Below are 24,709 nucleotides of genomic sequence, written 5' to 3' on the forward strand. Positions count from 1 at the left end.
GCTGCATGGCAGATACGGCGGGACAGTTCGGGAAAAACAGCTGGGTCTCGGGCTTTAATGGCCTGAGCATGCTGCGTCAGCTCGGCCTGATGGTCGGGCTTGCGGCCAGTATTGCCATCGGTTTCGCCGTGGTGCTCTGGTCGCAGGCGCCGGATTATCGCGTCCTGTTTTCCAATCTGACCTTTGCTGACGCCAACGAAGTGATCGAGCAGCTCGATCAGCTTCAGATCCCCTATGAATTCGATACCGCGGGGCGTGCCATTCTGGTACCCCAGGATCAGGTGCATCAGGCGCGCCTGCGCCTTGCCGCCCAGGGCTTTACCAACGACAAAACCGTAGGCTTTGAACTGCTGGAGCAGGATCAGGGTTTAGGCACCAGCCAGTTTATGGAAACGGCCCGCTATCGGCGTGGCCTTGAAGGTGAGCTGGCAAGAACCATCGCCAGTATGGTGGCGGTGCGCAACGCCCGGGTTCACCTGGCGATCCCCAAAGAGTCTGTTTTTATCCGCGACTCCCGCAAACCGCGGGCTTCCGTCTTTGTTGAGATGTTCTCCGGTCGTCGCCTGGAGCGTGACCAGGTGGCCGCTATCGCCAATCTGGTCGCGTCCAGTATCCCCGAACTCGATGTGAAAGATGTCACCGTCGTGGATCAGAAGGGCCGGCTGCTCAATACGCGTGACGCCGATACCGATGTGGTGCTGGCTGCGAAACAGCTGGAGTACACCCGCAGTGTCGAAGATACGCTGCTGAACCGGGTTAACAGCATTTTGCAGCCGGTTGTCGGTCTTGGGAATTTCCGCGCCGAGGTTTCTGCTGACGTCGACTTTACCCAGATTGAGCAGGCCGATGAAATGTACAATCCGGACCTGCCTGCGCTGCGTAGCGAAAAGACACTGGAGGAGAACCGTGCTGCCGGTGAAGCGGTGGGTGGCGTGCCCGGGGCGCTATCGAACCAGCCACCGGGACCCAGCAGTGTGCCCGAGGAGGTGAATGCTCAGGGCGGTGCGGGTGCCGGCGCTAACGGTGTGGCAGGAAGCAGTCGCGAACAGTCGGTAAAAAATTACGAGCTGGACCGCTCGGTCAGTTATACACGGCATCAGCAGGGCCGCATTCAGCGGATCAGCGTTGCGGTAGTGGTTGATGATCTGGTCAGCATCAATCCAGCCGATGGCTCCCAGTCCCGGTCTCAGTGGCAGCAGAACGAGCTGGAGCGCCTTAAGGTGCTGGTTGAAAACGCGGTTGGCTACTCTGCGGCCCGGGGCGATAGTGTTACCGTGGTTAACTCACCCTTTGTGCCGCCAGAGCAGGTTCAGGATGTAGAGCTTTCGTTCTGGCAGCAGGACTGGTTCTGGGATCTGGGCAAACAGCTGATGGCGGCGCTGTTTGTGCTTATTCTGGTGCTGTTTGTACTGCGTCCGATTCTGAAAAGCCTGGCTAGTAGCGACAACCAAAAAGATGAGCTGCACCTGGGGCCTGCCGGCGATGTCTCCGCCGAGCTTGAGGGGCTGGATGGTACCGACGTCTCTGATGACAAGGTGACCTTTGGCGGTATCGATAAAAGCATGATGGCGACACCGAACGAAAGCTTTGACTATCAGCTCAACGCCATACGCAGCATGGTGGCGGAAGATCCGGAAAAGGTCGCTCAGGCGGTTCGGCAGTGGGTAATTGAACGTGAGTGAACTGACCGATATTGAAAAGGCGGCGATTCTGCTGATCAGCCTTGGCGAGTCCGATGCGGCCGAGATTCTCAAGCACCTGGGCCCGAAAGAGGTCCAGAAAATCGGCGAGGCGATGACTCAGCTCGATAACGTGCCTCAGTCCCGCGTGGAAACCGTGGTGTCTGATTTTCTCGGTGTGGTCAGTGATCAGACCGGTATCGGTATCAACAACGACCGCTATATCCGCGCGATGCTGAATCAGGCACTGGGTGAGGAAAAAGCCAAGACGCTGATCGACCGTATTCTGATGACCACCAACACCTCCGGTTTGGATACCCTGCGTTGGATGGATGCGCGTCAGGTGGCGGAAATTCTGCGTTACGAACACCCCCAGATACAGGCGGTGATCGTGGCTTACCTGGATCCTGATCAGGCGGCCAGCGTGCTCAGTTTCTTTGATGAGAAGGTGCGTATCGAACTGGTGATGCGCATCGCAGCGCTGGATCGTATCCAACCTCAGGCGCTGCAGGAGCTTAACGATATGCTGGAGAGTCAGTTCACCGGCACTCGCACCAGCCAGACCACTACCTTGGGTGGTGTACGCCAGACCGCCGATATCATGAACTACCTGGATTCGAGCATCGAAGCAGAGCTGATGGAGTCCATCCGCGAAACCGACGAAGGTCTTGCGCTTGAAATCCAGGATATGATGTTCGTGTTTGACAACCTGCTCGACGTGGATGATCGCAGTATTCAGGTTATCCTGCGTGAAATCTCCACTGATGTGCTGGTCGTGGCGTTGAAAGGCGCCGACACCTCCCTGCAGGAAAAGATCTTCAAAAACATGTCCAAACGTGCCGCCGAGCTGCTGCGTGATGATCTGGAGGCCAAGGGCCCGGTTCGCGTCAGTGAGGTGGAAACAGCGCAGAAAGAGATTTTGAGCGTGGCGCGCCGCCTGGCCGACGAGGGTGAGATTGTACTCGGCGGTGGCGGTGAAGATATGATCTGATGTCATGAAGCGAGAAACTCCATCCCCTGTCCTTATTCGTGCCCGTGATGCCGGTCGTGTCAGCGCCTGGAAGCTGCCGGACATGACCGACGATGAGCGCGATCGACTTATTGCGCTGGCGCAGAAGCCGGAGCCCGAACCGATCACCGAGGTAAAGGTGGTTGAGGAGGAGGTCTACGCCGAAAAATTGACACTTGCTCAGTGGGAGGCAATTGTCGAAGAAGCGCGTGCCGAAGGCCTTGAGCAGGGGCGTGAAGAAGGGCTCGAAGCGGGCCGCAAGGAGGGCTTTGAGCAGGGGCTCCAGCAGGGGCTGGAGGAAGGTCAGGCTAAGATCGACGCTCAGTTGCAACGGCTGGAGGCGTTGATTGGGGCTTTGCAGCGGCCCCTGGAAGAGCAGCATCAAGCCCTGGAGGCGACAATTCTTACGCTGGTGGAGCAGCTTGCTGGCGCGGTCGTGCAGGCAGAGCTGGCCAGTCGTCCCGAGTTGCTCACCGCTGCTATTGCGCAAGCCCTGGACTGTTTGCCGCCAAATCCTGGACCCGTTCGCCTACGGCTGAATCCCGAGGATAGCGCGCTGCTCGAGACGCAGGCCGAGCTCCAGGGCTGGGAGCTGATCGAGGATCCTGCCATGACCGCCGGAGGCTGTGAATTGCTTGCCGGTGCATCCCGTGTCGATGTGAGTGTCGAAAGCCGCTTTGCTCAGGTAGCGGATCAGCTTAAACGCCGCTTACTGCCGGCGGCCGCTGATGAGCTGCCTGACGGAGGCGGCGAGGCCGATCCGAAATGACGCTCAACGAGCGGCTGTCCAAGTATCTTAATATCCCCTACCAGGCTCCGCGTCCCGGCACCGAGGGTCAGATCACCCGTATGATCGGCCTGACGCTGGAGGCTGTGGGGCTGCGTGTCGCCCTTGGTGATAACTGTGTGGTTGAGGTCGCGCCGGGCCTGTCAGCCGAAGCTGAAGTGGTTGGCTTTGCCGGTGACCGCATCTATCTGATGCCGCTTGAAAGTATCGATGGTTTGAGCCCTGGTGCTCGCGTGGTGCCGCGGCTTGGCGCCAGTCTGGTCCCTGTTGGGCCCGGGCTGCTGGGTCGGGTGATCGATGGCATAGGGCGGCCGTTAGATGGTCTGGGGCCAGTCCAGGCTGACGCCATGGTGTCGCTCAGCGGCGAGACTATTAATCCGCTGAATCGTCACCCCATCGAAACTACACTGGACGTAGGTGTTCGCGCGATCAACGGTTTGCTGTCGGTTGGTCGTGGGCAGCGCCTTGGGTTGTTTGCCGGTAGTGGTGTCGGTAAGTCGGTGCTGCTCGGGATGATGACCCGCTTTACCGAGGCGGATATTACGGTGGTGGGGTTGATCGGCGAGCGTGGTCGAGAGGTTCGCGAGTTTATCGACCAGAGTTTGGGGAAGTCCGGTCGCGAGCGCTCGGTGGTGGTCGCAGCTCCCGCTGATGACTCGCCCCTTATGCGGATGCGGGCAGCACAGCTGACCACGCGCATCGCTGAATACTTCAGGGCCCAGGGCAAGAACGTACTGCTGTTGATGGATTCCCTGACCCGTTATGCCCAGGCGCAGCGTGAGATCGCGCTGGCGGTGGGAGAGCCGCCGGCAACCAAGGGGTATCCGCCGTCGGTGTTTGCCAAGCTACCCAAGCTGGTAGAGCGTGCTGGGAATGGCGAAACCGGTGGTGGCTCCGTGACTGCGTTTTACACGGTGCTGACCGAGGGGGATGATCAGCAGGACCCTGTAGCGGACTCCGCCCGCGCCATTCTGGATGGTCATATCGTGCTTTCCCGGGACCTGGCCGAGCAGGGACACTATCCGGCCATCGATATCGAGGCCTCCATCAGTCGTGCGATGCCGCAGATCGTGGATCCTACCCATCAGCAGTTTGCGCTGCAGATGAAACGCACCTGGGCACGCTATCATCAGAATGAAGACCTGATCTCTGTCGGTGCCTATAGCCGCGGCAGTGATGCGGATATTGACCGCTCCATTGAGCTGTTGCCGGCGATGCGCGCATACCTGCAGCAGGGAATGCAGGAGCCGATGCCGATGAAGCGCTCTATCCAGGAGCTGGTGATGATAATGCAGGCCAAACCTGAACCGCAGAATCAGGCCCAGGGGCAGCCGGCTCCGGCGGCTGGTCTGAGGCGCAAGCCCTGAAAGGTTGAGAGGCGCGGATGTCGAAAAAGATTGACCGGTTTCAACTCCTGCTGGATCTGGCAGAGCGCAAGCGCAAAGAGATGGAGCGGTTGCTTGGGGAGTCTCAGCAGCGCGTTGCCCAGGCCGAGGCGGGTCTCAGGCAACTTAAACAGTATCAGCTGGAATACCAGCAGCAGTTCCAGCAGGCGGGGCGCAGCGGCCTTTCCAGCGGCGGTATCCAGACCTATCAGGCATTTATTTCCAAGGTGAGTGCCACCACTCTGCAGCAGGAGCAGGCGCTGAAGCAGAGTCAGGCTCAGCTGGAGCAGGTTGAGATCCATTGGCGTCAGGCGATGGCCCATCACAAGGCGATGCAGAAACTGCTCGACAAGGCGGTGGATGAGCAGCGCAAGCTCGATGACAAGCGCCTGCAGCAGGAGCTTGACGAGCGCTCCCAGCATACCCGTCCCAACTTTATCTAAGCGCTTTTTTCACTGGCTGTTCGATCTGGCCCTTTTATTGCTCCATCCCGGTGTTAGTCGTCGATTAGTTTTGAGGAACGACCATGCCGTCATCCAGTGTTTCCGTTTCACCGATCAGTGTTTCGGTTTCCATATCTCCATCCAGGCCCGCTGCGGCAGGCTCTGCAGCAGCCGTCGAATCCGAAGCAGGCTTTCAGCAGTGGATGAATAACGCTCAGAACAGGCAAAGGACATCCGGAGGGGAGGGCGGCGACCCGTTGCCGTCTGAAGGAAAAGATCTGCCCGCGCAGCGGCAAGAAGCTCAAGGAGTCGCCGCGGATAAGACTCCGAACGGCGATATGGATAAAGCCTCGGGTAGCGAAGCGGAAAAGTCCCATAAAGGTGATGTGGATAATGCCTCGGGCGGCGAGACGGATTTAGCGCATCGCGCAGATGCAGATAAGAATCCCGCTGCCGAAGCCGATGAGGCTGAGAGCGGTGACACCGATAAGGCTCAGCGAACGGAAGCGGATAACTCTCAGAATGATGCGTCGCAGGAAATTCCGAGGGCTGATCTCAGTGGGGCGTCGGATGCTGTCTCGGCTGATGATGTCCAAAAGGTCGATGGTGAGAGTTCGGCTCTGACGGGCGATACGTCTCGGGCTGGCCAAAATGAAGCTCAAAAGGTAGCTGGCGAGACGGAACCTAAGGCTGCTGCGGATTCAAAAGTTGGCGACGTTCCGGATGTGGCTTCAAAGCCGGCGTCGGGTGTCGACTTGCCGGAAGGGGCGGGTAAAGCCACAGAGTCGCAAATGGCTCAAGCTCAAGCTGGAGCTGCAGTAGCGGAGGCAGCAAATGAGCCAAGTGTCAGGGTTTCGACTCCGACTGCTGATGCGCAGGCCTCAACAGCGAGTGGAGTCTCGCAGGCAGGAACTGGTAAGCGCGTTCAGGATACGGAACAGGCCGGTGATGTTGGAAAGGTTGCTTCAAGGGAGAGGGGCGATAAGCCTCAGTCGCCTGAGGTCGTTGGGGCTGGTTCACGGGATTCGGCCAATGATCGTTCCCATATAAGTGCTGAGGGCAGAAGTATTCCGGAGCCTCCGCCTCTGCCAGAACAGGCGGCTCGCCCGGAAGTACGCGAAGCTGCGCTGGAAAATGGTCGTGTTGGGCCGCAGCAGACTCAATCCGAGCCGGTTCGAGGTGATCGCCCTGTGGCTGAAATGCCGGGGACGGGGGCTCAGTCTGATGTCGAAGCTGTAGCTTTGAAGAGTGAGGCGCCGTCGGCTGCTCCTGCCGCAATTGATGGCGCTGGCGGAGATGTTGCTCAGGGGCGTGTCGAGCAGCGAAATGTTGAACAGGGTCATGTCGGCACGGCTGTGCAGGTAGGGCAGGCAGAGCAGGTTGTTGAAGGTCGCGATACCGCTGCGGCGGCGCAACTGGCTGCGCAAGCACAGCCGGTGACCGATTCAGATCCCTCGATTGAGCAGGTTCGCCCGCTGTCAGCTCGGGATACGGTAGCGCAGGCGGTTGAACGCAATACGGATATGGGAACTGCGGCAAAGCACCCCGGCGATGGCTCGGCTCAGTTCGTGGCTCAGGGCGCGCAAAGTCCTCAGCAGGGGGCTGCCCGTGCGCAATCAGACCCGTTGCTTTCCCAGCAGGCGCAGCAGTTGCAGTCGGGTGGCCAGCCGGCGCAATCAGCGGATACTGATCAGAATGGGCAGTCCTCAAAAGCGGGCGGTGCGCTGTTTACGGCGGATAGCCGTAGTAGTGCGGATCCCGGGGGGCTTGGCGCTCAGTCGCAACAGCAGAACTCGGCTACTACGCAGCCTGGCGTCGCTGCCCAGCGTTTTGAAGCTTCTGCAGTAGCGCTTGCCCAGCGCTTGCAGGATCCTGCCTGGGGTCGGGCGATGGGGCAACGGGCGGTGATGATGGCGCAGTACGGTCCGCGTTCTGCGGAGATTCAGCTCGATCCACCGGAGCTGGGCGCGATGCAGGTACGTGTCCATCTGAACGGCAAGGATCAGGTCAGTGTCAGCTTTACCTCACCGCATCCGCAGGTTCGTGAGGCGATTGAGCAGCAGCTGCCCCGTCTTAAGGAGATGTTTGCCGAACAGGGAATGGATCTGAATCAGTCGTCGGTGTCGGATCAGTCGGCTCGGGAGCAGCGTGATGAATCCGGTGGCGAACGTGGTCGCCAGTCAGGTTCCCAGGCCTATGGTGACAGTGGCAGCGCAGGTGAAAGCCTCATCAATGTTACCCAGGCTCCGGTAGGGCTCGTCGACTATTACGCCTGATGCTTTAGAGCTAAAATCAGTGTGTTATATTAGCGGCAGGTTCGAGCGCCCTCCGAAAAGGTTGGCGTATGAGTAGGGTAACGAGGAACGTATGGCGGACGACGCGCAGGCCGGAGATCAGGGAAAGAAGGGTTCCAAGAAGAAGCTGTTTATTATCATCGCGCTGGTTGCCTTGCTGTTGATTGGTGGTGGCGGTGCAGCGGCGTTTTTTCTGTTGGGTGGTGATAGCGAGCAGGCTGCAGAACCGGCAGAGCCGGTGCGTAAAGAGGCGATCTATACCAAGGTGCGCACGCTGGAAGGCAAGCCGATGTTCGTGGTGACGCTGCAATCAGCCGATGAGAAGCGCCACTATATGCAGGCCTATATTGAGGCGAAGAGCCGTGATCAGGAGGTTGCAGACGCGCTGACCCTGCACATGCCGCTGATTGTGGCGCGCCTGAACACCCTGTTCTCGACGCAAACATTCGAACATCTGATGACCATAGAGGGTAAGCAGGAGTTGCGTGCTCAGGCTACTGATCTGGTTCAGTCGATCATGCGTGAAAAAATAGGGCGGCCCGGTGTTGAGTCGATTCTGTTCACCAATCTTGTAATGCAGTAAGCGGAGACGCCATGTCGGTAAAAGATCTGCTGTCGCAGGATGAGATCGATGCGCTGCTGCATGGCGTCGATGACGGTGACGTAGACACCGCTGACGAAGAGGGCAGCGAGGAAGACGAAAGCGGCGTCCGCAGTTACGACCTGGCCAGCCATGAGCGGATCGTGCGCGGTCGCATGCCGACGCTCGAAATGATCAATGAGCGTTTTGCCCGCCATACCCGTATCAGCCTGTTCAACCTGTTGCGCCGTACCGCCGATGTGACGGTGGGCGGTGTGCAGGTGATGAAGTACGGCGATTACATCCATACGCTGTACGTGCCTACCAGTATGAACCTGGTCAAGGTGGAGCCGTTTCGCGGTACCGGTCTGTTTATTATGGACGCCAAGCTGGTGTTCAAGCTGGTTGACCAGTTTTTCGGCGGTGACGGGCGTCATGCCAAAATTGAAGGTCGTGAATTCACGCCGACTGAAACACGGCTGGTTAATAAGACCCTGCTACAGCTGTTCAGGGATCTGGAGGAGGCCTGGCGGCCGGTTTACAAGGTCAAGTTTGAGCATATAGGTTCAGAAGTGAACCCCGCCATGGCCAATGTAATTAATCCCAGCGATGTGGTTGTGGTCAGTACCTTTCAGGTCGATCTCGAGGGTGGTACCGGTGAACTGCATGTCACCCTGCCTTACGCGATGCTTGAGCCGATTCGTGAGATTCTTGTTTCCGGACACCAGAATACCGAGGAGCATCAGGATGAGCGCTGGCGTACCGCGCTGAATCGCGATGTCATGCTGGCTCCTCTGGACCTGAACCTGATTGTCGCTGAGCGTGAGATGACGCTGAGGGATGTGATCGAGTTTGAGGCGGGGGACATTATTCCCGTCGACATGCCGGAGAAGCTCGAGCTTTACGCCAACGGCGTACCGATCTACAACTGCCAGCTAGGGACCTCCCGTGGTAATCTGGCAATCAAGATTCTGGAACAAATCAAGCAGCCGGACTAACCCTCGTCTGCGGAGAGATTTAACGTGAGTGACGAAAATAACGATCAGGATCAGCAGGCGCTTGCCGACGAATGGGCGGCGGCCCTGGAAGAGCAGGTGGGCGGTGCCGGCGGCATGGAAGCGATCAGTGATGATGGCGCCAAATCTGTAGATCTGGATGAGCTTAAGGATGAATCCACGGCGGTGGGCGATCCCAAGCTGGACGTCATTCTGGATGTGCCGGTGCGCATGACCATGGAGGTTGGTGGTACCGAGATTCCGATCCGTAATCTGCTGCAGCTTAATCAGGGATCGGTCATTGAGCTGGACCGTGTTGCCGGTGAGCCCCTGGATGTGAAAATCAACGGGACACTCATCGCCCATGGCGAAGTGGTGGTGGTTAACGACCGCTACGGAATTCGCCTTACCGATGTGATCAGCCCGCAGGAACGTATCCGGCGGTTGAAGTAATGCGTTTGGGTCTTGCTGTCCTCATTTGCCTGATCAGTCAGGCTGGCTACTCTGCCGAAAACAGTACCGTATCTTCCGCCATGCCCAATCCTTTGGGCTCAGGTGCCGTTATTGAACTGGTGCTCGGTCTTATTGCGGTTATCGGTCTTATTCTGGCGTTGGCCTGGGTGGTCAAACGGCTGAATGTCTTGCCGGGGCAGCGCGCCGGGATGCAGATTGTGGCGGTACTTCCATTGGGGCAGCGGGAAAAGGCGGTACTGATCCAGGTGGGCGAGCAGCAGATGCTGCTGGGCGTCAGCAGTTCCCATGTATCGCTACTGGAGAAGTTTGACACTCCGGTGATCGAGCCGCGCAGGGCGCCTGAGGGCGCCTTCGCCAACCGGCTCAAAGAGGCGATGCAGCAGAGGGGGAGAAAGCCTTGATGCGTTGGCTTTTACTGCCGTTACTGCTGCTCTGTGTGCCCGCCTGGGGTGCCGATACGGCGTTTCCGGCGGTGACGGTTACCACCGGCGAGGATGGCACCACCAACTACAGCGTCACGATTCAGATCCTGGCGCTGATGACGATGCTCACCTTCCTGCCGGCGATCCTGATGATGATGACCTCCTTTACCCGGATCATCATTGTGCTTTCGATCCTGCGGCAGGCGCTGGGTCTGCAGCAGACACCGTCGAACCAGGTTTTGCTCGGACTGGCGCTATTCCTGACGCTGTTCATCATGACTCCAGTGCTGGACCGGGTGAATGAGCAGGCGGTTCAGCCCTATCTGAATGATGAGCTTGCGCCGCTGGAAGCGCTGGAAGCGGCCAGCCGGCCGTTTCATCAGTTTATGGTGAGCAACACCCGCGAAAATGATCTGGATCTGTTTATGCGGATATCGGAAACGCCGGATGTGGCGTCGGCCGAAGAGATCCCGCTGCAGGTGCTGGTGCCGGCGTTTGTTACCAGTGAGCTCAAGACCGCCTTCCAGATCGGCTTTATGCTGTTTATCCCCTTCCTGGTGATCGACCTGGTGGTGGCCAGTGTGCTGATGGCTATGGGTATGATGATGCTGTCGCCGGTAATCATCTCGCTGCCGTTCAAGATCATGCTGTTCGTGCTGGTGGATGGCTGGGCGATGGTGATGGGGACCCTGGCCGCCAGCTTTGGCATTTAGGAGGTACCATGACAACCGGAGTGGTGCTGGATCTTTTTGGAAGCGCAATCTGGGTGGTGGTGTTGATCGTCTCCGCCATCGTGATACCCGGTCTGATTGTCGGCTTGATCGTCTCTATCTTTCAGGCGGCGACCCAGATCAACGAGCAGACTCTGAGCTTCCTGCCGCGTCTGATCGTCACGCTGCTGGCGTTGATGGCCTTCGGTCCCTGGATCGTCACCGAGCTGATGGATCAGTTTAACTACCTCTTCATGAATATTCCGCGGCTGATCGGTTAGCCATGGAAATCGACCTCGCGCAGATCGAACAGATGGTGGGCCAGATACTGCTGCCGCTGTTTCGAGTCGCCTCCATGCTGATGACGATGCCGATTATCGGTACCCAACTTGTGCCGGTACGGGTCCGCTTGGGGCTGGCGCTGGGTATCACGGCGGTACTTGTACCCGTTCTGCCTCCTGTGCCTGCGTATGAAGGCCTCTCCGGCGAAATGTGGCTGTTGATTGTCGAGCAGGTGGTTATCGGTACGGTGATCGGCTTTACGCTCAATATCCTGATGGAAACCTTTGCCGTAGGCGGCCAGTTGATTGCAAACCAGATGGGTCTCGGTTTTGCGTCCATGACCGATCCAGCTAACGGCACCAGTGTGGTGGTCTTGGGGCAGTTCTATCTGATGATGGTAATGCTGATGTTCCTGGCTATGAATGGGCACCTGGTGGTGATCGAGACCCTGGCGATGAGCTTTGAGGTACTGCCGATCGGTGAGGGAGGGTTGCCGCTGTCCAATCTCTGGCGGATCGTGCTGGCTGGTGGCTGGCTGTTTTCCGCGGGTGTTTTGATGGCGTTGCCGGCGGTGACCGCGTTACTGGTGGTGAACTTTGCTTTTGGCATCATGACCAAGGCGGCGCCCCAGTTGAATATATTTGCCATCGGCTTTCCTTTCACTATGGTGCTCGGCATCTTTATTGTCTGGGCCTCTCTGGGCGGCTTTCTCGGTCAGTATGAGCGCTTTGCCGAGTCGGTGCTGGAGCTGATCACCAACGTGATCCGGGAGGCCGGCTAGCGATGGCTGAAGAAACGGGTCAGGAAAAAACCGAAGAACCCACGGCGAAGCGCCTGCGCGAAGCGCGTGAAAAGGGGGATGTGCCCCGCTCCAAGGAGTTAACCACCACCTTTCTGCTGTTTGCTGCGGTGGCGGCCGCGTTTATTTTTGGTGGGCAGGTGGTGAACAGCATGGCCGGGCTCATGCGTTTCAATTTCTCCCTCGATAAGGCGACGATTGCCGATCCGTCGCAGATGATCATTCATTTCGTCAGCTCCATGATCGACGGGTTTATCAGTCTCTGGGGGCTGTTCGCGCTCTTGGTGGTTGCCGCCGTGGTTGGCCCCATCGCTCTGGGGGGCTGGAACTTCAGCGGTCAGGCATTGCAGCCGAAAGGAAGTCGTATCAATCCTCTCTCCGGTATCAAGCGCATGTTTTCTCTGAATGCGCTCACCGAATTGCTCAAAGGGATGGCCAAGTTCCTGGTGGTGGGGACGGTCGCGGTGGGCGTGTTGCTCTGGGATAGGCCTGAGATAGCCTCTCTTGCCAAGCAGTCTGTTAATAATGCCATGGCTCACGCAGTGGATATCATCATCTGGTCGTTCCTGCTGATGAGTGCTGCGACGATTCTGATAGCGCTCGTTGACGTGCCTTTTCAGGTCTACAGCTATACCAAGAAGCTGAAAATGACGCTGCAGGAAGTTAAGGATGAGATGAAAAACACCGAGGGTAAGCCCGAGGTGAAAGGGCGTATCCGTCAGATGCAGCGTGAGATCTCCCGTCGCCGCATGATGCAGGAGGTGCCCGAGGCGGATGTGGTGATCACCAACCCGACCCATTACTCGGTGGCGATAAGGTACGACCAGTCCCGGGGTAATGCGCCGATTGTTGTCTCCAAGGGCGCTGATTTCCTGGCGTTGAAAATTCGTGAGATAGCCGAAGAACATGAGGTTCCGATACTGGCTTCACCAGCCCTGGCGCGTGCGCTCTACCATGCTACCGAGGAGGGCGAAGAGGTGCCTCTTGGGTTGTACAAGTCGGTGGCTCAGGTGTTGGCTTATGTCTACCAGCTTCGCCGTTACCGTCAGCGCCTGGACGAAAAGCCTGAACCGCTGGATGAGGACGATATTGAGATACCCGAGTCGCTGAGAGTGGACCCGGAAGAGTAAGTCTGATTTATCCCCGGAAGTTGGCGGGGTTTTTGCTTTATCTAGACTTGATCGATCATTTAGCGTCAAAAAAATGTTATTTAATCGCTACGTAGCCTGTTTTATCCCCAGGGTTGGGGATGGAATGGGTGTTTTGTCATTTTTTTGACGGTATCGGGGGCGTTTTGGACCGTACAGCCATACTCAACAATGCACGCAGTTTGTCGCAGGGGAATCTCGGTATTCCTTTGTTGCTGCTTGTTGTGCTGGCGATGGTCACGCTGCCGATGCCCCCCTTTCTGCTGGACGTTTTTTTCACGTTCAACATAGCCCTTTCGATCGTGGTGCTGCTGGTGGCTATCTATGCCCTGCGACCGCTCGATTTCGGCGTATTTCCCACGGTGCTTCTTGCTGCCACCCTGATGCGACTGGCGCTTAACGTGGCCTCGACCCGCGTAGTGCTGTTGTACGGGCACGAGGGGACCGGGGCGGCCGGTAAGGTGATCCAGGCATTCGGCGACGTGGTGGTCGGCGGTAACTATATCGTCGGTGTCATCGTGTTCGCGATCCTGGTAATCATCAACTTCGTCGTGGTTACCAAGGGTGCCGGGCGTATTTCTGAAGTGAGCGCTCGCTTTACCCTCGATGCGATGCCCGGTAAGCAGATGGCGATCGATGCCGATCTTAACGCTGGCCTGATCAGTCAGGATGAGGCTCGCAGCCGGCGTGCCGAGGTCACTCAGGAGGCCGACTTCTACGGTGCCATGGATGGTGCATCGAAGTTTGTCCGCGGGGATGCGGTAGCCGGGATTCTGATCCTGGTGATCAACCTCTTCGGTGGTTTCGGTATCGGTATGCTGCAGCACCAGCTGAGCTTTGAGCAGGCGCTGCAGTTCTACGCATTGCTGACCATCGGTGACGGCCTGGTCGCTCAGATTCCTTCTCTGCTGCTCTCAACCGCGGCTGCGGTGATGGTCACCCGCGCGAACTCTGACGAGGGTATGGGGCAGCAGGTGTTCCGGCAGATGTTTGCCTCGCCCCGTGCGCTGTTTGTGTCCGCGCTGATCCTGGGCATTATGGGTAGCGTACCGGGCATGCCGCATTTCGCGTTCCTGTCCCTGGCAGCAGTTGCCGGAGGGATCGGCTGGTATATCGTTAAACAGGAAGAAAAGCGTAAGCAGGCCCAGGCCGAAGAGGCCGCGGCCGCGCCCGCCGAACGTAGTGAAGCTGAAGTTGCTGAAGATAACCGCGAGCTCGGTTGGGATGATGTCATGCCGGTTGATATGGTCGGGCTTGAGGTGGGATATCGCCTGATTCCGATGGTCGACAAAATGCAGGGTGGCCAGCTGCTCAACCGGATTAAGGGGGTGCGTAAGAAGCTGTCTCAGGAGCTTGGGTTCCTGGTGCCCTCGGTACATATCCGCGATAACCTGGATCTGCTTCCCGGCGCCTATCGGATCACGATGATGGGTGTAGTGGTGGGTGAAGCTGAGATCTATCCGGATCGTGAGCTGGCGATCAACCCGGGACAGGTGTTCGGCGAGGTCGAAGGTATCAAGGTTAAGGATCCGGCCTTTGGCCTGGATGCGATCTGGGTAGAAAAACCGCAGAAAGAGCGGGCGCAAACCCTCGGCTACACTGTAGTGGATGCGAGCACCGTGGTGGCTACTCACATCAATAAGGTACTGCAGGCCCAGGCGCATGAGTTGTTGGGTCATGAAGAGGTGCAGCATCTGCTCGATCTGCTGGCTGAGAAGTCACCCAAACTGGTTGAAGAACTGGTGCCGAAAAAACTCTCGATCAGTGTATTGTTGAAGGTGTTGCAGAATCTGTTGATGGAGCAGGTGCCGCTGAAAGATTTCCGTACCATCACGGAATCCCTGGCGGAGGCGGTCAACCGAACCCAGGATCCGCTGGCGCTGACCGCCTCAGTGCGTATTTCGCTGTCGCGCCTGATTGTACAGACCATCAACGGTTCGGCGGCGGAGTTGCCGGTGATTACGCTGGATCCTCAGCTGGAACAGATGCTGCTCGGCTCTATGCAGCAGCGTCAGCAGGGTGAAGATGGTCTGGTGCTTGAGCCGGGAATGGCCGAACGTCTGCAGAAATCGCTGGCGCAGGCGGCTCAGAACCAGGAGATGAAGGGGCTGCCGTCGGTACTGCTGGTATCCGCGCCGATCCGTCCTTTACTGGCTAAGTTTGTGCGTTACGGAGAGCAGCTGATCCATGTGCTTTCCTATCAGGAAGTCCCTGAAAACAAAAATGTCACCATAGTGGCGACAGTTGGGGGACAAAATGGTTAATGGTTTTCCGCTTTTCGGCCGATAAGGGACGAATATGAAAGTAAAACGCATATTTGCACCGGACATGCGCCAGGCCATGCGTCGCGTTCGCGAGGAGATTGGTCCGGACGCGGTTATCGTTTCCAACCACCGGGTTGCCGGCGGTGTGGAGATCGTTGTCGCGCGTGAAGAGGAGTACGAAGCCGCGCAGAGTGAGCTGAAGCAGGAGCGTGCCCGGCGTCGTGAAGAGCAGGTGCGAATACTGACCAGCAAAGCGGGGCAGAGCGCGGACAAGCGCAGAGATCTGGAGCAGGTGCTTGAGCGTACGCGTCTCGATATCGCCAAAGCACAGGAAGGTCAGGAACGGTCTGAGGTATCGCGTACCGCTAACCGCCAACTGGATGGCGATGACGACGAAGAGCTGCACTCCATTCTTGAATCGCTGCGGGAGCGTCAGCGTAGCCGCGATGCCCAGCATGCGCCTGCGCAAGAAGCGGCGCCCAAGCCCCGGCCGCGGGAACCTGTTCGGCAGGAACCAGAGTTCAGTCCGCACAGCAGACCGGCTGATGAGCAGGACAGCGCTCAGATCCGCAATATGCAAAACGAGATCCAGCAGTTGCGCTCGATGCTGGAACAACAGATTTCAGCCAGGCAGGCGGCGCCGCAACCGGCTCCTCGCCCGCATCATTTCAGTGAGGTTGAGTCGGCTCAGGGCAGTGACCGTAGCAGTGGCGTCAAGGTACAGCTCGAACACCGCTTTGAGCGCTTGGGGTTGGGTAGCCGTCTAACCTCATCGCTGCTGGCGTCCATCGAGCCGGGGCTACCCATCGATAAGGCCTGGCGCAACTCGCTGGCGCGCTTGGCGGATTCCATCCCCGTTGTCGGTGAAGAGTTGATTGAGCGCGGCGGTATGCTGGCTTTTCTGGGGCCTACCGGCGTTGGGAAAACGACGACTATCGGCAAGCTGGCGGCCCGTTACGTGCTTCAGCACGGCAGTTCCAGCCTCGCGCTGGTGACGACAGACAGTTTCCGTATCGCTGCTCATGAACAGCTGAAAACTTTCGGGCGTATTCTGGACGTGCCGGTCCGGGTGGTGGATGAAAATCACAGTCTGGAAGAGGTGCTGCAGTCCCTTAAAGGCAAACGCCTCGTGCTGGTGGATACCGCGGGGATGAATGCCCGTGATCCTTCCGGTCAGTTGCAGCTGGAAATGCTCGAAAGTGTCTCGATTCGGGTCAAGAAACTGTTGGTACTTTCCTGTTCGAGCCAGCGGCAGCTGCTGGAAAGCGCCTGGCAGACCTATTCCAAGCTGGGTCTGCATGGCTGTGTGCTGAGCAAGATGGATGAGTCGGGCAGCCTTGGCGAGGCACTGACACTGGCGGTGGAAAAGCAGCTCCCGGTTGCTTATGTCGCGGATGGTCAGAAGATTCCCGATGATATCGGGTTGGCACGACGCCATGACCTGGTCAGCCGTGCCGTGGTGACGGCGCAGCGCGATAGCGAGCGAGCCAAGTCGGCCTCCTCTGATCTCTACAGGGCTGGCTGAAGCAGAGCATGAATATGAAGCAGTCTCATCCGGTCAAGGTGGTAGCGGTTACGGGCGGCAAAGGTGGAGTCGGCAAAACCAACGTGTCCGTCAACCTGGCAGCTGCTCTTGGCGAGATGGGGCGGCGTACGGTGCTGATGGATGCGGACCTTGGGCTTGCCAACGTCGATGTGATGCTGGGGCTGAGGCCCAAGCAGAACATTGTCGATGTGCTGGAGGGCACCTGCGGGCTGAAGGATGTCATGGTCGAGGCTGGCGAGAATTTCTATATTGTGCCTGCATCCTCAGGGACCCAGGAGATGACCGCTCTGAGCGTGCATCAGCACGCAGAGCTGATTCATGCGTTTAACGATATCGCCGATGAGCTAGATGTACTTATCGTTGATACGGCGGCGGGGATTTCTGAATCAGTGGTGAGTTTTATACGTGCCGCGCAGGAAGTTCTTGTGGTAGTCTGTGATGAACCGACGTCAATTACAGACGCTTATGCGCTAATCAAGTTATTGAATCGGGATTATCGTATGACACGCTTCCGTGTGCTGGCTAACATGGTACGTAGCGACACAGAGGGGCGAAGCATGTTCAGCAAGCTGCTGACCGTGACGGATCGCTTCCTGGATGTCACGCTTCAATACCAGGGATCAATCCCTTATGATGAGGCGGTACGCAAGGCTGTGCAGAAGCAAACGCCTGTTTTGAAAGCGTTTTCGACCAGTAAGGCAGCACTTGCATATAGGCAGCTCGCCAACAAGGTGGATGAGTGGCCCGTATCGACAACATCGCGCGGGCACCTCGAATTCTTTGTTGAGCGTCTGGTTCAAGGGGTATAGGCAGTACATACGTACTTAGCGCAGAGCTTGCATGTATAACCAGCTGGAATTCAGGTCAGGCCAGGAGCTCGTTGAACAATATGCGCCCCTGGTGAAACGGATAGCCCGTCATTTGATGGCCAGGTTGCCATCCAGTGTCGTGCTCGATGATCTGATTCAGGCAGGCATGATCGGGTTACTCGAAGCGCTTAACAAATACGACCCCGGCAAAGGTGCTAGTTTTGAAACCTATGCCGGGATCAGAATCCGCGGCGCTATCATTGATGAGGTGCGTCGAGGTGACTGGACACCCCGCTCGGTGCATCGTAACGGCCGGCGGGTAAGCGAGGCGATCGCCCGGGTTGAAGCAAGAACCGGACGTGATGCCTTGGATGCAGAAGTGGCAGCGGAATTGGGCGTTTCGCTGTCCGAATACCATAACCTGTTGCAAGATTCGTCGGATAGCCGGCTTTTCAGTTTTGATGAGCTCAGCGAATCCGGTGATGACACGGTTGGGGAACAGTTCGCTGGCGATGATCCGGGGCCGGAAAATTCCACCCAGGGTGGCGCCTTTAAGGCAGCACTGGCACAGGCAATACAGAATCTTCCCGAACGGGAAAAACTGGTGCTGGCGCTGTACTACGATGAGGAGCTAAACCTCAAGGAAATAGGGCAGGTGCTCGGTGTGACCGAGTCACGTGTCAGCCAGATCCACAGCCAGGCAGCGGCACGGCTGAGGACACGTTTAAGAGACTGGCAATAAAGGGGCTACCCTTTTCTGGTGCCGAAGTAGATTTAATAACCGGGAGAACCTGTCTTGAGCAAAGACATCAAGATTCTTGTTGTGGATGATTTCTCCACCATGAGACGCATCATTAAAAACCTGCTGCGGGATCTGGGGTTCACCAATGTGGATGAGGCGGACGACGGCAAGACCGCGCTGCCGATCCTGAAACAGGGGCGAATCGAGTTTCTGATTACCGACTGGAACATGCCTGGCATGAGCGGTATCGATCTGATCAAAGAGGTGCGCTCCGATCCCAACCTCGCTCATATCCCCATATTGATGGTGACTGCGGAAGCCAAGCGTGAGCAGATCATCGCAGCGGCCCAGGCTGGTGTGAACGGCTATGTAGTTAAGCCGTTTACCGCTGCAACGTTGAAAGAGAAGATCGACAAGATCTTCGAACGTCTGCAGGGCTGACAGGGCTGTAACAGGTACCAGAGGAACGCCTTATGGCTGAACAGGATAAGACGGTAGACCTGGACGGGCTGGAAGAGTTGCTGAAGGACAAGGCACAGGAGTTGGTGGCCGCGTTAGAAGCGGGCAAGCTGCCCCTGGCTATCGAACTGATTAATCAGCTGCAGACCGCCCGGCACGAGGTGTTTTACAACGAAGTCGGTCACCTGACGCGTGGTTTGCATGAGGCGATCAAATCGTTTTCCAGTGATGTCGGCGGTCAGCTCGATGAGCAGGCCGGTAAGGAAGCGATGAGTGATGCCTCTGACCGCCTTTCCTATGTCATTGAGCTAACAGAAGATACGGCTCATAAGACAATGGATCGGGTGGATCAGTCCCTGACTCTGGTGGACCGCCTGGATGACCAGAGCTCCCGCTTTCGCGACCTGCTGATGCTGGTGGGTCAGCTTGAGGGTGAGTTCAAGGCGTTGGATGGTGTTTATGACCGCACCTGCTCTCTGAAAGACGAATCGGAAAATACGATTGGAGAGCTGCGTACCGCATTGACTGAAATACTCGTCTCCCAAGGGTTTCAGGACATCACCGGGCAGCTGATACGCCGTGTCATCACCTTGTTGACTCAGGTGGAAAGTCAGCTGGTCAAGCTGATGGATATGGCGTCCAAGGTGGAGCGCCTTAGTGGCGTTGATATTACCGCCTCGTTTGGAAAGTCTGATGCGGCTGAAGTGGGCGACACCACCAGCAAGCGTGATGAAAAGAAAAACCAAGAAGTGAAGGCTGAGGGTCCTCAGGTACCGAAGGGCGATAACGTCGCCTGCGACCAGGACGATGTAGACGAGCTGCTTTCGAGCCTAGGATTTTGAGTAGGAGTACCCTATGAGTTTCGATGCCGATCAGGAAATTCTCGATGATTTTCTTGTCGAAGCGGGGGAGATTCTTGAGCAGCTGTCTGAGCAGCTCGTAGACCTGGAGCAGCGTCCGGAAGACAGAGATCTTCTGAATGCTATTTTCCGTGGCTTTCACACCGTTAAGGGTGGCGCAGGCTTCCTGCAGCTGGATGCCATGGTGGAGTGCTGCCACAAGGCTGAAAACCTGTTCGATGAACTGCGTAACGGTGAATTAAGTGTTACTCAGGAGTTGATGGATCTGGTGCTGCAAGCCCTGGATGAGGTCAACTCCATGTTTGAGTCGGTTCGCAACGGCATAGAGCCCGATCACGCCTCGCCCGAGTTGCTGCAGCGTTTGAAGGATTTTGCCGAAGGGCGTGGCCCATCCAGTGCTCAGGCGCCGGCGCAAAGTGCTCCCCAGCCGGCGGCAGAACCAGAACCGCAAGAACCGCTGCCGTCAAACCCGAACACACCGAACGACGACTTCGAGGCGCTGCTGGGTGATCTGGCTGGTGCTGGCGGCGCTGCGACAGAATCTGCAGAGGCGTCGGGATCAGATCTGATTACCGAAGATGAATTCGAGGCGCTGCTGGACGATCTGCATGGAGCCGGCGGCGCACCTGGCAATGAAAAGCCGCATCTGCCTGCTTCCAGCGCATCAGAAAGTCCTGCATCGGGCGATAGCGATCTGATCTCTGAAGACGAGTTCGAAAACCTGCTCGACCAGCTTCAGTCCGAGGGTAAGGGTGCCTTTTCCGGTGTGGCTCAGCCTGCGAAACCGGCTGCGGTGGCCAGTGCACCTGCGCCTCGTCCGGCACCTGCTCCTCGGCCGGAGCCCGAGCCTGACAGGCCGGCCCCTGCCGTTGAGAGCACTGCGCCGAAAGCTGCGGCGGATACTGCGGCTCGCGCGGCAGCACCGGCGGCTCATAAGCCGACTCAGGAAAGTAATGTCCGCGTCGATACTCGTCTGCTCGACAAGATCATGAATATGGTCGGTGAGCTGGTGCTGGTGCGTAACCGTCTGGTGCGTCTCGGTGTCAGCCAGGAAGATGAGGAAATGGGCAAGGCGGTCGGTACCCTGGATATGGTCACGGCCGATCTTCAATCATCGGTAATGAAGACCCGCATGCAGCCGGTGAAAAAGGTATTTGGCCGTTTTCCGCGTTTGATCCGTGATCTGTCTCGCAGCTTGCAGAAAGAGGTCAAGCTGGAGCTGCGCGGCGAAGATACCGATCTGGATAAAAACCTGGTCGAGGCGCTGGCAGACCCGCTGATCCACCTGGTTCGTAACTCGGTTGACCATGGCATCGAGGCACCGGAAGTGCGCGCCAGAGCGGGTAAACCCCGCGAAGGTCATGTACTGCTCTCCGCTGAACAGGAAGGCGACCACATCCTGCTGATCATCCAGGATGATGGTGCCGGCATGGATCCGGAGAAGCTGCGTAACCTGGCGGTAAAACGTGGCATGCTGGATGAAGAATCCGCACGTCGACTGTCCGATCAGGAGTGTTTTAACCTGATTTTCCAGGCGGGTTTCTCCACCAAAACCGAGGTGTCTGACGTCTCCGGTCGTGGTGTCGGCATGGATGTGGTTAAAACCAAAATTACCCAGCTGAACGGCACACTCAGTATCGATTCCGTCATGGGGCAGGGCACCCGGATTGCGATTCAGGTACCGCTGACGCTGGCGATCATGCCGACGCTGATGGTGATTCTTGAGGGGCAGGCGTTTGCGCTGCCGCTGGTGAACGTCAACGAGATCTTCAACCTGGATCTGACCAAGACCAACATTGTCGATGGTCAGGCGGCGATCATCGTGCGTGATCAGGCGATACCCTTGTTCCATCTGAAACGCTGGCTGGTCAATGGCAAGCAGAATGAGGCGCTGCCGGAGCAGGGCCACGTGGTGATTGTTACCGTCGGTACGACACGGGTTGGTTTTGTTGTCGATCAGCTGGTTGGACAGGAAGAGGTTGTTATCAAACCCCTGGGCACCATCCTGCACGGTACACCAGGACTGTCCGGTGCCACGATCACCGGTGATGGCCGGATCGCGTTGATTATCGATATTCCTAACCTGCTCAAACGTTATGCGCAGACCTGATCGCGTGCGCGGGAAACCGGGTTGGAGAGCCTAGATGACGATTCGTGTACTGGTCGTTGATGACTCCGGTTTTTTCCGCCATCGCATCGAGGAAATTCTGCGGGATGATAAACGCGTTGAGGTGGTAGGGAGTGCGGTCAACGGGCGCGAGGCGGTCGAGAAGGCGCGCGCGCTCAAACCCGATGTGATTACCATGGACGTGGAGATGCCGCAGCTTAACGGTATCGATGCTGTCCGTATTATCATGCGGGAATGTCCCACCAATGTGTTGATGCTGTCGTCATTGACCCATGAGGGCGCGAGAATCACGCTGGAGGCGATAGAAGCGGGAGCCGCCGATTATCTGCCGAAAGATATTCGTGCCTGGATGGATAAAAGTCAGGGAATACGTACCCAGCTTATCGAACGAATTCTGGCGCTGGGTAGCAACCGGCGTTTCCGCTCGGGTTCCGTGTTCGAGCATCGCCATCCGCGATCCAAGGCCAGTACTACTTCGACCATGGTGTTCCGGCCGGATAGCCCGACACCAACGCGTCCTTCCGCTCGTGTTCCCCGCTCGGCTGAGAGTGCTGAACGCAAACCTGCGCCGCCAGTGAGAAGAGAGATGCCAGCGCGCACGCCTGCGTTTCGTTCTCCGGCTCCGACAGCAGAGGCAGCAGGCTCCACAAGTAACCCTGCCAAGGTTAAGTTTCCAGACTGCCGGATCGTCGTGATCGGCACTTCCACCGGCGGCCCCGCCGCGTTGCAGAAAATTCTCACTGCGATCCCTGCCGGCTTTCCCTACCCGGTGCTGCTGGTGCAGCATATGCCGAAAACCTTTACCCAGGTGTTTGCCGAGCGCCTCAATCAGCAGTGTGCGCTGGAGGTAAAAGAGGCGGTGGACGGCGATCGCCTGCGTCCCGGACTTGCCTTGTTGGCGCCTGGTGGGCTGCAGATGATGATCGATCCTCGCCAGACTGATCGTGTGCGGATCCTCGAGGGCGATACCAAACTGACCTATAAACCCAGTGTCGATGTCACCTATGCTTCTGCCGCCAAGGCCTATGGTGCCAAGGTGTTGGCGCTGATCCTGACCGGCATGGGGGCCGATGGTTGTGATGGCGCCCGCCTGCTCAAGCGTGAAGGTGCAAAGATCTGGGCGCAGAGCAGGGACAGCTGCACTATCTATGGTATGCCTCAGGCGGTAGTGAATGCAGGTCTCGCTGATGAGATTCTGGATCTGGAAGATATCGGCCCGTTGTTGGCGAAGCAGAGCAGGAAAAGCTGATGTTTGGGTTGCTGGGGATACTGGTGGCTGTTGTGGCAATCGTCGGTGGTAACTATATCGGCGGTGGCGATCTGTCTGAGCTGTATAACCCCACAGCGGCACTGATCGTGGTTGGCGGTACCCTGGCAGCGGCGATGGTGCAGTCGCCACGGGAGGATTTTCGTCGTGCCCGACGTTTGTTCGGCTGGGCCTACCGTACCGATGAGCCGGATTTTAATGCCGGCAACCGGGCGCTACGTGACTGGTGCCAACTGGCGCGCAAGCGCGGATTGATCGCTCTCGAGGCTGAGGCAAACAAGTGTGACGATGCCTTTGTTGCCAATGGCCTGCAGCTGCTTGCCGATGGCCGTCCGCCAGAGATGATTCGTTCCATACTTGAGGTGGACCTGATCGCCCGCGAGCAGCGTGATTTGCAGGCGGTGCGGGTTATTGAGAGCCTGGGTGGCTATGCGCCGACTTTGGGGATTATCGGTACGGTACTCGGTCTGATTCAGGTGATGGCAAACCTGGCGGAGCCCGAAGCTCTGGGGCAGGGTATCGCCACCGCGTTTGTATCGACCATATACGGCGTTGCCCTCGCCAACCTTCTGCTGATTCCCACGGCCAACAAGATTAAACGACTGGTTCAGGGGCGGGCGCAGTATCATGAGATGCTGATGGATGGCCTGGTATTCATTGCCGAGGGGCAGGGGCCGGAGGTGATCCGGCAGCGCCTGCAGGGATACCTGGAGACGGACGATGCCGCGCAGAAGGCCTCCTGAACCTGACGCTCCACTGGATCGCTGGATTCTCTCCTGGGCGGATTTCGTGACTCTGCTGTGCGCCTTTTTCGTGATGATGTATGCGATTTCCCAGGTGAGTGAAGATAAGTACCGGCGTATGAGCGAAGCGCTCTCCGATGTATTTTCCGGCCCCGGTGTGATGCGCGGTGTCAGCCCTGCTGTTGATGGTGGCGGCGGCATTCTGGAGGGCGGTGAGAGTCGAGAACAGGCCCCCGCAACGCTGGTCGGCCCCGCCGATGAAGGGGAAACACGGCTGCTGAACGATCTGCGCGCGCGGATGGAGGCGGACTTCAGTGAAGAGATCGCCGGTGGTGAGGTGGAAGTGCAGGGTTCAGATCTCTGGTTTTCCATCGAGTTGCGTTCCAGCCTGTTGTTTGAAAGCGGCGGCGCCATTCCATCAATAGCAGCCGATCGAGTCTTGTCACAAATCGCTGCAGAGCTCAGGGGGCTGGAAAACCCGGTTCATGTGGAAGGGTTTACCGATAACGAACCTATCTCTACCGACCGTTACCCTTCCAACTGGGAACTGTCCGCTGCCAGGGCAGCGGCGGTTGTAAGGCTGTTGGCGATGAATGGTGTCTCTCCGAGACGTATGGCTGCAGTGGGCTACGGGGAGTTTCAGCCGGCCTACAGTAATCGTACGGCTGAGGGGCGACGGCTGAATCGGCGCATCGTTATCGTCGTTTCGCGGGATGAGAAAGTCCGCAGGGCGGTGACCTCCTTCGGCAGTGAACAGGTCAGTAATGATGCGGTCAGCGAAATGCTGACCGAGCAGGACAGCGAGCCGGCGCCGCCGGCGCTGGAGCAGGTTGAAACGGAAGACGGAATTCTGATCCGTCAGGCCAGGCCGGAAGACTAACGGG

Annotated in this window: 24 protein-coding genes; all 24 read left to right on the plus strand. The window is 57.8% G+C overall.

Annotation, left to right across the window (positions count from 1 at the left end):
- The first annotated feature begins 5 nt into the window (after nt 1-5).
- The 24 genes from fliF (at nt 6) to CLV83_RS09625 (ending at nt 24,705) form a co-directional block, all read left to right on the plus strand.
- On the plus strand, nt 6-1,682 hold the full coding sequence (gene fliF / locus CLV83_RS09510; protein WP_132291025.1) for a flagellar basal-body MS-ring/collar protein FliF: 1,677 nt from the start codon (nt 6-8) through the stop codon (nt 1,680-1,682).
- A complete protein-coding gene (gene fliG, locus CLV83_RS09515; RefSeq protein ID WP_243642351.1) occupies nt 1,675-2,670 on the plus strand; it encodes a flagellar motor switch protein FliG in 996 nt (331 codons plus the stop codon). Before fliF ends, fliG begins: the two co-directional genes overlap by 8 nt.
- A 4-nt stretch (nt 2,671-2,674) precedes the next feature.
- Entirely contained in the window at nt 2,675-3,457 is a 783-nt protein-coding gene (locus tag CLV83_RS09520; protein ID WP_132291031.1) for a flagellar assembly protein FliH, read from the plus strand.
- On the plus strand, nt 3,454-4,842 hold the full coding sequence (gene fliI / locus CLV83_RS09525) for a flagellar protein export ATPase FliI (RefSeq protein ID WP_132291034.1): 1,389 nt from the start codon (nt 3,454-3,456) through the stop codon (nt 4,840-4,842). Before CLV83_RS09520 ends, fliI begins: the two co-directional genes overlap by 4 nt.
- Nucleotides 4,843-4,859: 17 nt before the next feature.
- Nucleotides 4,860-5,303 (plus strand): flagellar export protein FliJ, encoded by a 444-nt coding sequence (gene fliJ / locus CLV83_RS09530; protein ID WP_132291037.1) that lies wholly within the window; start codon nt 4,860-4,862, stop codon nt 5,301-5,303.
- 1,199 nt (nt 5,304-6,502) lie between these two features.
- Complete coding sequence (locus CLV83_RS22585; RefSeq protein ID WP_243642377.1) at nt 6,503-7,579, plus strand: flagellar hook-length control protein FliK; 1,077 nt, start codon at nt 6,503-6,505, stop codon at nt 7,577-7,579.
- A 91-nt stretch (nt 7,580-7,670) separates the two neighbouring features.
- Nucleotides 7,671-8,180, plus strand: a complete 510-nt coding sequence (locus tag CLV83_RS09540) for a flagellar basal body-associated FliL family protein (protein ID WP_132291043.1) — start codon at nt 7,671-7,673, stop codon at nt 8,178-8,180.
- A gap of 11 nt (nt 8,181-8,191) precedes the next feature.
- Nucleotides 8,192-9,175, plus strand: a complete 984-nt coding sequence (gene fliM, locus CLV83_RS09545; RefSeq protein WP_132291046.1) for a flagellar motor switch protein FliM — start codon at nt 8,192-8,194, stop codon at nt 9,173-9,175.
- Between the two features lie 24 nt (nt 9,176-9,199).
- The gene (gene fliN / locus CLV83_RS09550) at nt 9,200-9,625 is read left to right on the plus strand and encodes a flagellar motor switch protein FliN (RefSeq protein ID WP_132291049.1); all 426 of its coding nucleotides are present in this window, start codon (nt 9,200-9,202) and stop codon (nt 9,623-9,625) included.
- Nucleotides 9,625-10,047, plus strand: a complete 423-nt coding sequence (fliO, locus tag CLV83_RS09555; RefSeq protein ID WP_132291052.1) for a flagellar biosynthetic protein FliO — start codon at nt 9,625-9,627, stop codon at nt 10,045-10,047. The genes fliN and fliO overlap by 1 nt, the downstream gene beginning before the upstream one ends.
- Nucleotides 10,047-10,781 carry a flagellar type III secretion system pore protein FliP gene (gene fliP, locus CLV83_RS09560; RefSeq protein WP_132291055.1) on the plus strand — a complete coding sequence of 245 codons (735 nt, stop codon included), beginning with the start codon at nt 10,047-10,049 and terminating at the stop codon, nt 10,779-10,781. Before fliO ends, fliP begins: the two co-directional genes overlap by 1 nt.
- Before the next feature lie 8 nt (nt 10,782-10,789).
- Nucleotides 10,790-11,059, plus strand: coding sequence for a flagellar biosynthesis protein FliQ (gene fliQ, locus CLV83_RS09565; protein WP_132291058.1), 270 nt, complete (start codon nt 10,790-10,792; stop codon nt 11,057-11,059).
- Nucleotides 11,060-11,061: 2 nt separating this feature from the next.
- A complete protein-coding gene (fliR, locus tag CLV83_RS09570) occupies nt 11,062-11,841 on the plus strand; it encodes a flagellar biosynthetic protein FliR (protein WP_132291061.1) in 780 nt (259 codons plus the stop codon).
- Nucleotides 11,842-11,843: 2 nt separating this feature from the next.
- Nucleotides 11,844-12,989: a flagellar biosynthesis protein FlhB gene (flhB, locus tag CLV83_RS09575; RefSeq protein WP_132291064.1), complete on the plus strand. Its 1,146-nt coding sequence runs from the start codon at nt 11,844-11,846 to the stop codon at nt 12,987-12,989.
- Nucleotides 12,990-13,153: 164 nt separating this feature from the next.
- On the plus strand, nt 13,154-15,271 hold the full coding sequence (flhA, locus tag CLV83_RS09580) for a flagellar biosynthesis protein FlhA (protein WP_132291067.1): 2,118 nt from the start codon (nt 13,154-13,156) through the stop codon (nt 15,269-15,271).
- A 34-nt stretch (nt 15,272-15,305) separates the two neighbouring features.
- Nucleotides 15,306-16,796, plus strand: a complete 1,491-nt coding sequence (gene flhF, locus CLV83_RS09585) for a flagellar biosynthesis GTPase FlhF (protein WP_132291070.1) — start codon at nt 15,306-15,308, stop codon at nt 16,794-16,796.
- Between the two features lie 14 nt (nt 16,797-16,810).
- Nucleotides 16,811-17,626, plus strand: coding sequence for a MinD/ParA family protein (locus CLV83_RS09590; protein WP_132292642.1), 816 nt, complete (start codon nt 16,811-16,813; stop codon nt 17,624-17,626).
- Nucleotides 17,627-17,657: 31 nt separating this feature from the next.
- Nucleotides 17,658-18,368 carry an RNA polymerase sigma factor FliA gene (locus CLV83_RS09595; RefSeq protein ID WP_132291073.1) on the plus strand — a complete coding sequence of 237 codons (711 nt, stop codon included), beginning with the start codon at nt 17,658-17,660 and terminating at the stop codon, nt 18,366-18,368.
- A 54-nt stretch (nt 18,369-18,422) separates the two neighbouring features.
- Complete coding sequence (gene cheY, locus CLV83_RS09600; RefSeq protein ID WP_104003644.1) at nt 18,423-18,809, plus strand: chemotaxis response regulator CheY; 387 nt, start codon at nt 18,423-18,425, stop codon at nt 18,807-18,809.
- Nucleotides 18,810-18,841: 32 nt separating this feature from the next.
- Nucleotides 18,842-19,669 carry a protein phosphatase CheZ gene (locus CLV83_RS09605; protein WP_132291076.1) on the plus strand — a complete coding sequence of 276 codons (828 nt, stop codon included), beginning with the start codon at nt 18,842-18,844 and terminating at the stop codon, nt 19,667-19,669.
- 13 nt (nt 19,670-19,682) lie between these two features.
- Nucleotides 19,683-21,797 (plus strand): chemotaxis protein CheA, encoded by a 2,115-nt coding sequence (locus tag CLV83_RS09610; protein ID WP_132291079.1) that lies wholly within the window; start codon nt 19,683-19,685, stop codon nt 21,795-21,797.
- Nucleotides 21,798-21,831: 34 nt separating this feature from the next.
- Complete coding sequence (locus CLV83_RS09615) at nt 21,832-23,064, plus strand: protein-glutamate methylesterase/protein-glutamine glutaminase (protein WP_132291082.1); 1,233 nt, start codon at nt 21,832-21,834, stop codon at nt 23,062-23,064.
- The gene (locus CLV83_RS09620; protein ID WP_132291085.1) at nt 23,064-23,825 is read left to right on the plus strand and encodes a flagellar motor protein; all 762 of its coding nucleotides are present in this window, start codon (nt 23,064-23,066) and stop codon (nt 23,823-23,825) included. Before CLV83_RS09615 ends, CLV83_RS09620 begins: the two co-directional genes overlap by 1 nt.
- Entirely contained in the window at nt 23,803-24,705 is a 903-nt protein-coding gene (locus CLV83_RS09625; protein ID WP_132291088.1) for an OmpA family protein, read from the plus strand. Before CLV83_RS09620 ends, CLV83_RS09625 begins: the two co-directional genes overlap by 23 nt.
- Nucleotides 24,706-24,709: the final 4 nt, after the last annotated feature.

The sequence above is a fragment of the Marinobacterium mangrovicola genome, assembly GCF_004339595.1.
Classification (GTDB): Bacteria; Pseudomonadota; Gammaproteobacteria; order Pseudomonadales; family Balneatricaceae; genus Marinobacterium_D; species Marinobacterium_D mangrovicola.

Excerpts from the sequence above, each read along its gene's own strand:
- fliF (WP_132291025.1), top strand. The coding sequence starts at position 6 with ATGGCAGATACGGCGGGACAGTTCGGGAAAAACAGCTGGGTCTCGGGC.
- CLV83_RS09520 (WP_132291031.1), top strand. The coding sequence starts at position 2,675 with ATGAAGCGAGAAACTCCATCCCCTGTCCTTATTCGTGCCCGTGATGCC.
- fliI (WP_132291034.1), top strand. The coding sequence starts at position 3,454 with ATGACGCTCAACGAGCGGCTGTCCAAGTATCTTAATATCCCCTACCAG.
- fliJ (WP_132291037.1), top strand. The coding sequence starts at position 4,860 with ATGTCGAAAAAGATTGACCGGTTTCAACTCCTGCTGGATCTGGCAGAG.
- CLV83_RS22585 (WP_243642377.1), top strand. The coding sequence starts at position 6,503 with ATGCCGGGGACGGGGGCTCAGTCTGATGTCGAAGCTGTAGCTTTGAAG.
- CLV83_RS09540 (WP_132291043.1), top strand. The coding sequence starts at position 7,671 with ATGGCGGACGACGCGCAGGCCGGAGATCAGGGAAAGAAGGGTTCCAAG.
- fliM (WP_132291046.1), top strand. The coding sequence starts at position 8,192 with ATGTCGGTAAAAGATCTGCTGTCGCAGGATGAGATCGATGCGCTGCTG.
- fliO (WP_132291052.1), top strand. The coding sequence starts at position 9,625 with ATGCGTTTGGGTCTTGCTGTCCTCATTTGCCTGATCAGTCAGGCTGGC.
- fliP (WP_132291055.1), top strand. The coding sequence starts at position 10,047 with ATGCGTTGGCTTTTACTGCCGTTACTGCTGCTCTGTGTGCCCGCCTGG.
- fliQ (WP_132291058.1), top strand. The coding sequence starts at position 10,790 with ATGACAACCGGAGTGGTGCTGGATCTTTTTGGAAGCGCAATCTGGGTG.
- fliR (WP_132291061.1), top strand. The coding sequence starts at position 11,062 with ATGGAAATCGACCTCGCGCAGATCGAACAGATGGTGGGCCAGATACTG.
- flhB (WP_132291064.1), top strand. The coding sequence starts at position 11,844 with ATGGCTGAAGAAACGGGTCAGGAAAAAACCGAAGAACCCACGGCGAAG.
- flhF (WP_132291070.1), top strand. The coding sequence starts at position 15,306 with ATGAAAGTAAAACGCATATTTGCACCGGACATGCGCCAGGCCATGCGT.
- CLV83_RS09590 (WP_132292642.1), top strand. The coding sequence starts at position 16,811 with ATGAAGCAGTCTCATCCGGTCAAGGTGGTAGCGGTTACGGGCGGCAAA.
- CLV83_RS09595 (WP_132291073.1), top strand. The coding sequence starts at position 17,658 with ATGTATAACCAGCTGGAATTCAGGTCAGGCCAGGAGCTCGTTGAACAA.
- CLV83_RS09605 (WP_132291076.1), top strand. The coding sequence starts at position 18,842 with ATGGCTGAACAGGATAAGACGGTAGACCTGGACGGGCTGGAAGAGTTG.
- CLV83_RS09610 (WP_132291079.1), top strand. The coding sequence starts at position 19,683 with ATGAGTTTCGATGCCGATCAGGAAATTCTCGATGATTTTCTTGTCGAA.
- CLV83_RS09615 (WP_132291082.1), top strand. The coding sequence starts at position 21,832 with ATGACGATTCGTGTACTGGTCGTTGATGACTCCGGTTTTTTCCGCCAT.
- CLV83_RS09620 (WP_132291085.1), top strand. The coding sequence starts at position 23,064 with ATGTTTGGGTTGCTGGGGATACTGGTGGCTGTTGTGGCAATCGTCGGT.
- CLV83_RS09625 (WP_132291088.1), top strand. The coding sequence starts at position 23,803 with ATGCCGCGCAGAAGGCCTCCTGAACCTGACGCTCCACTGGATCGCTGG.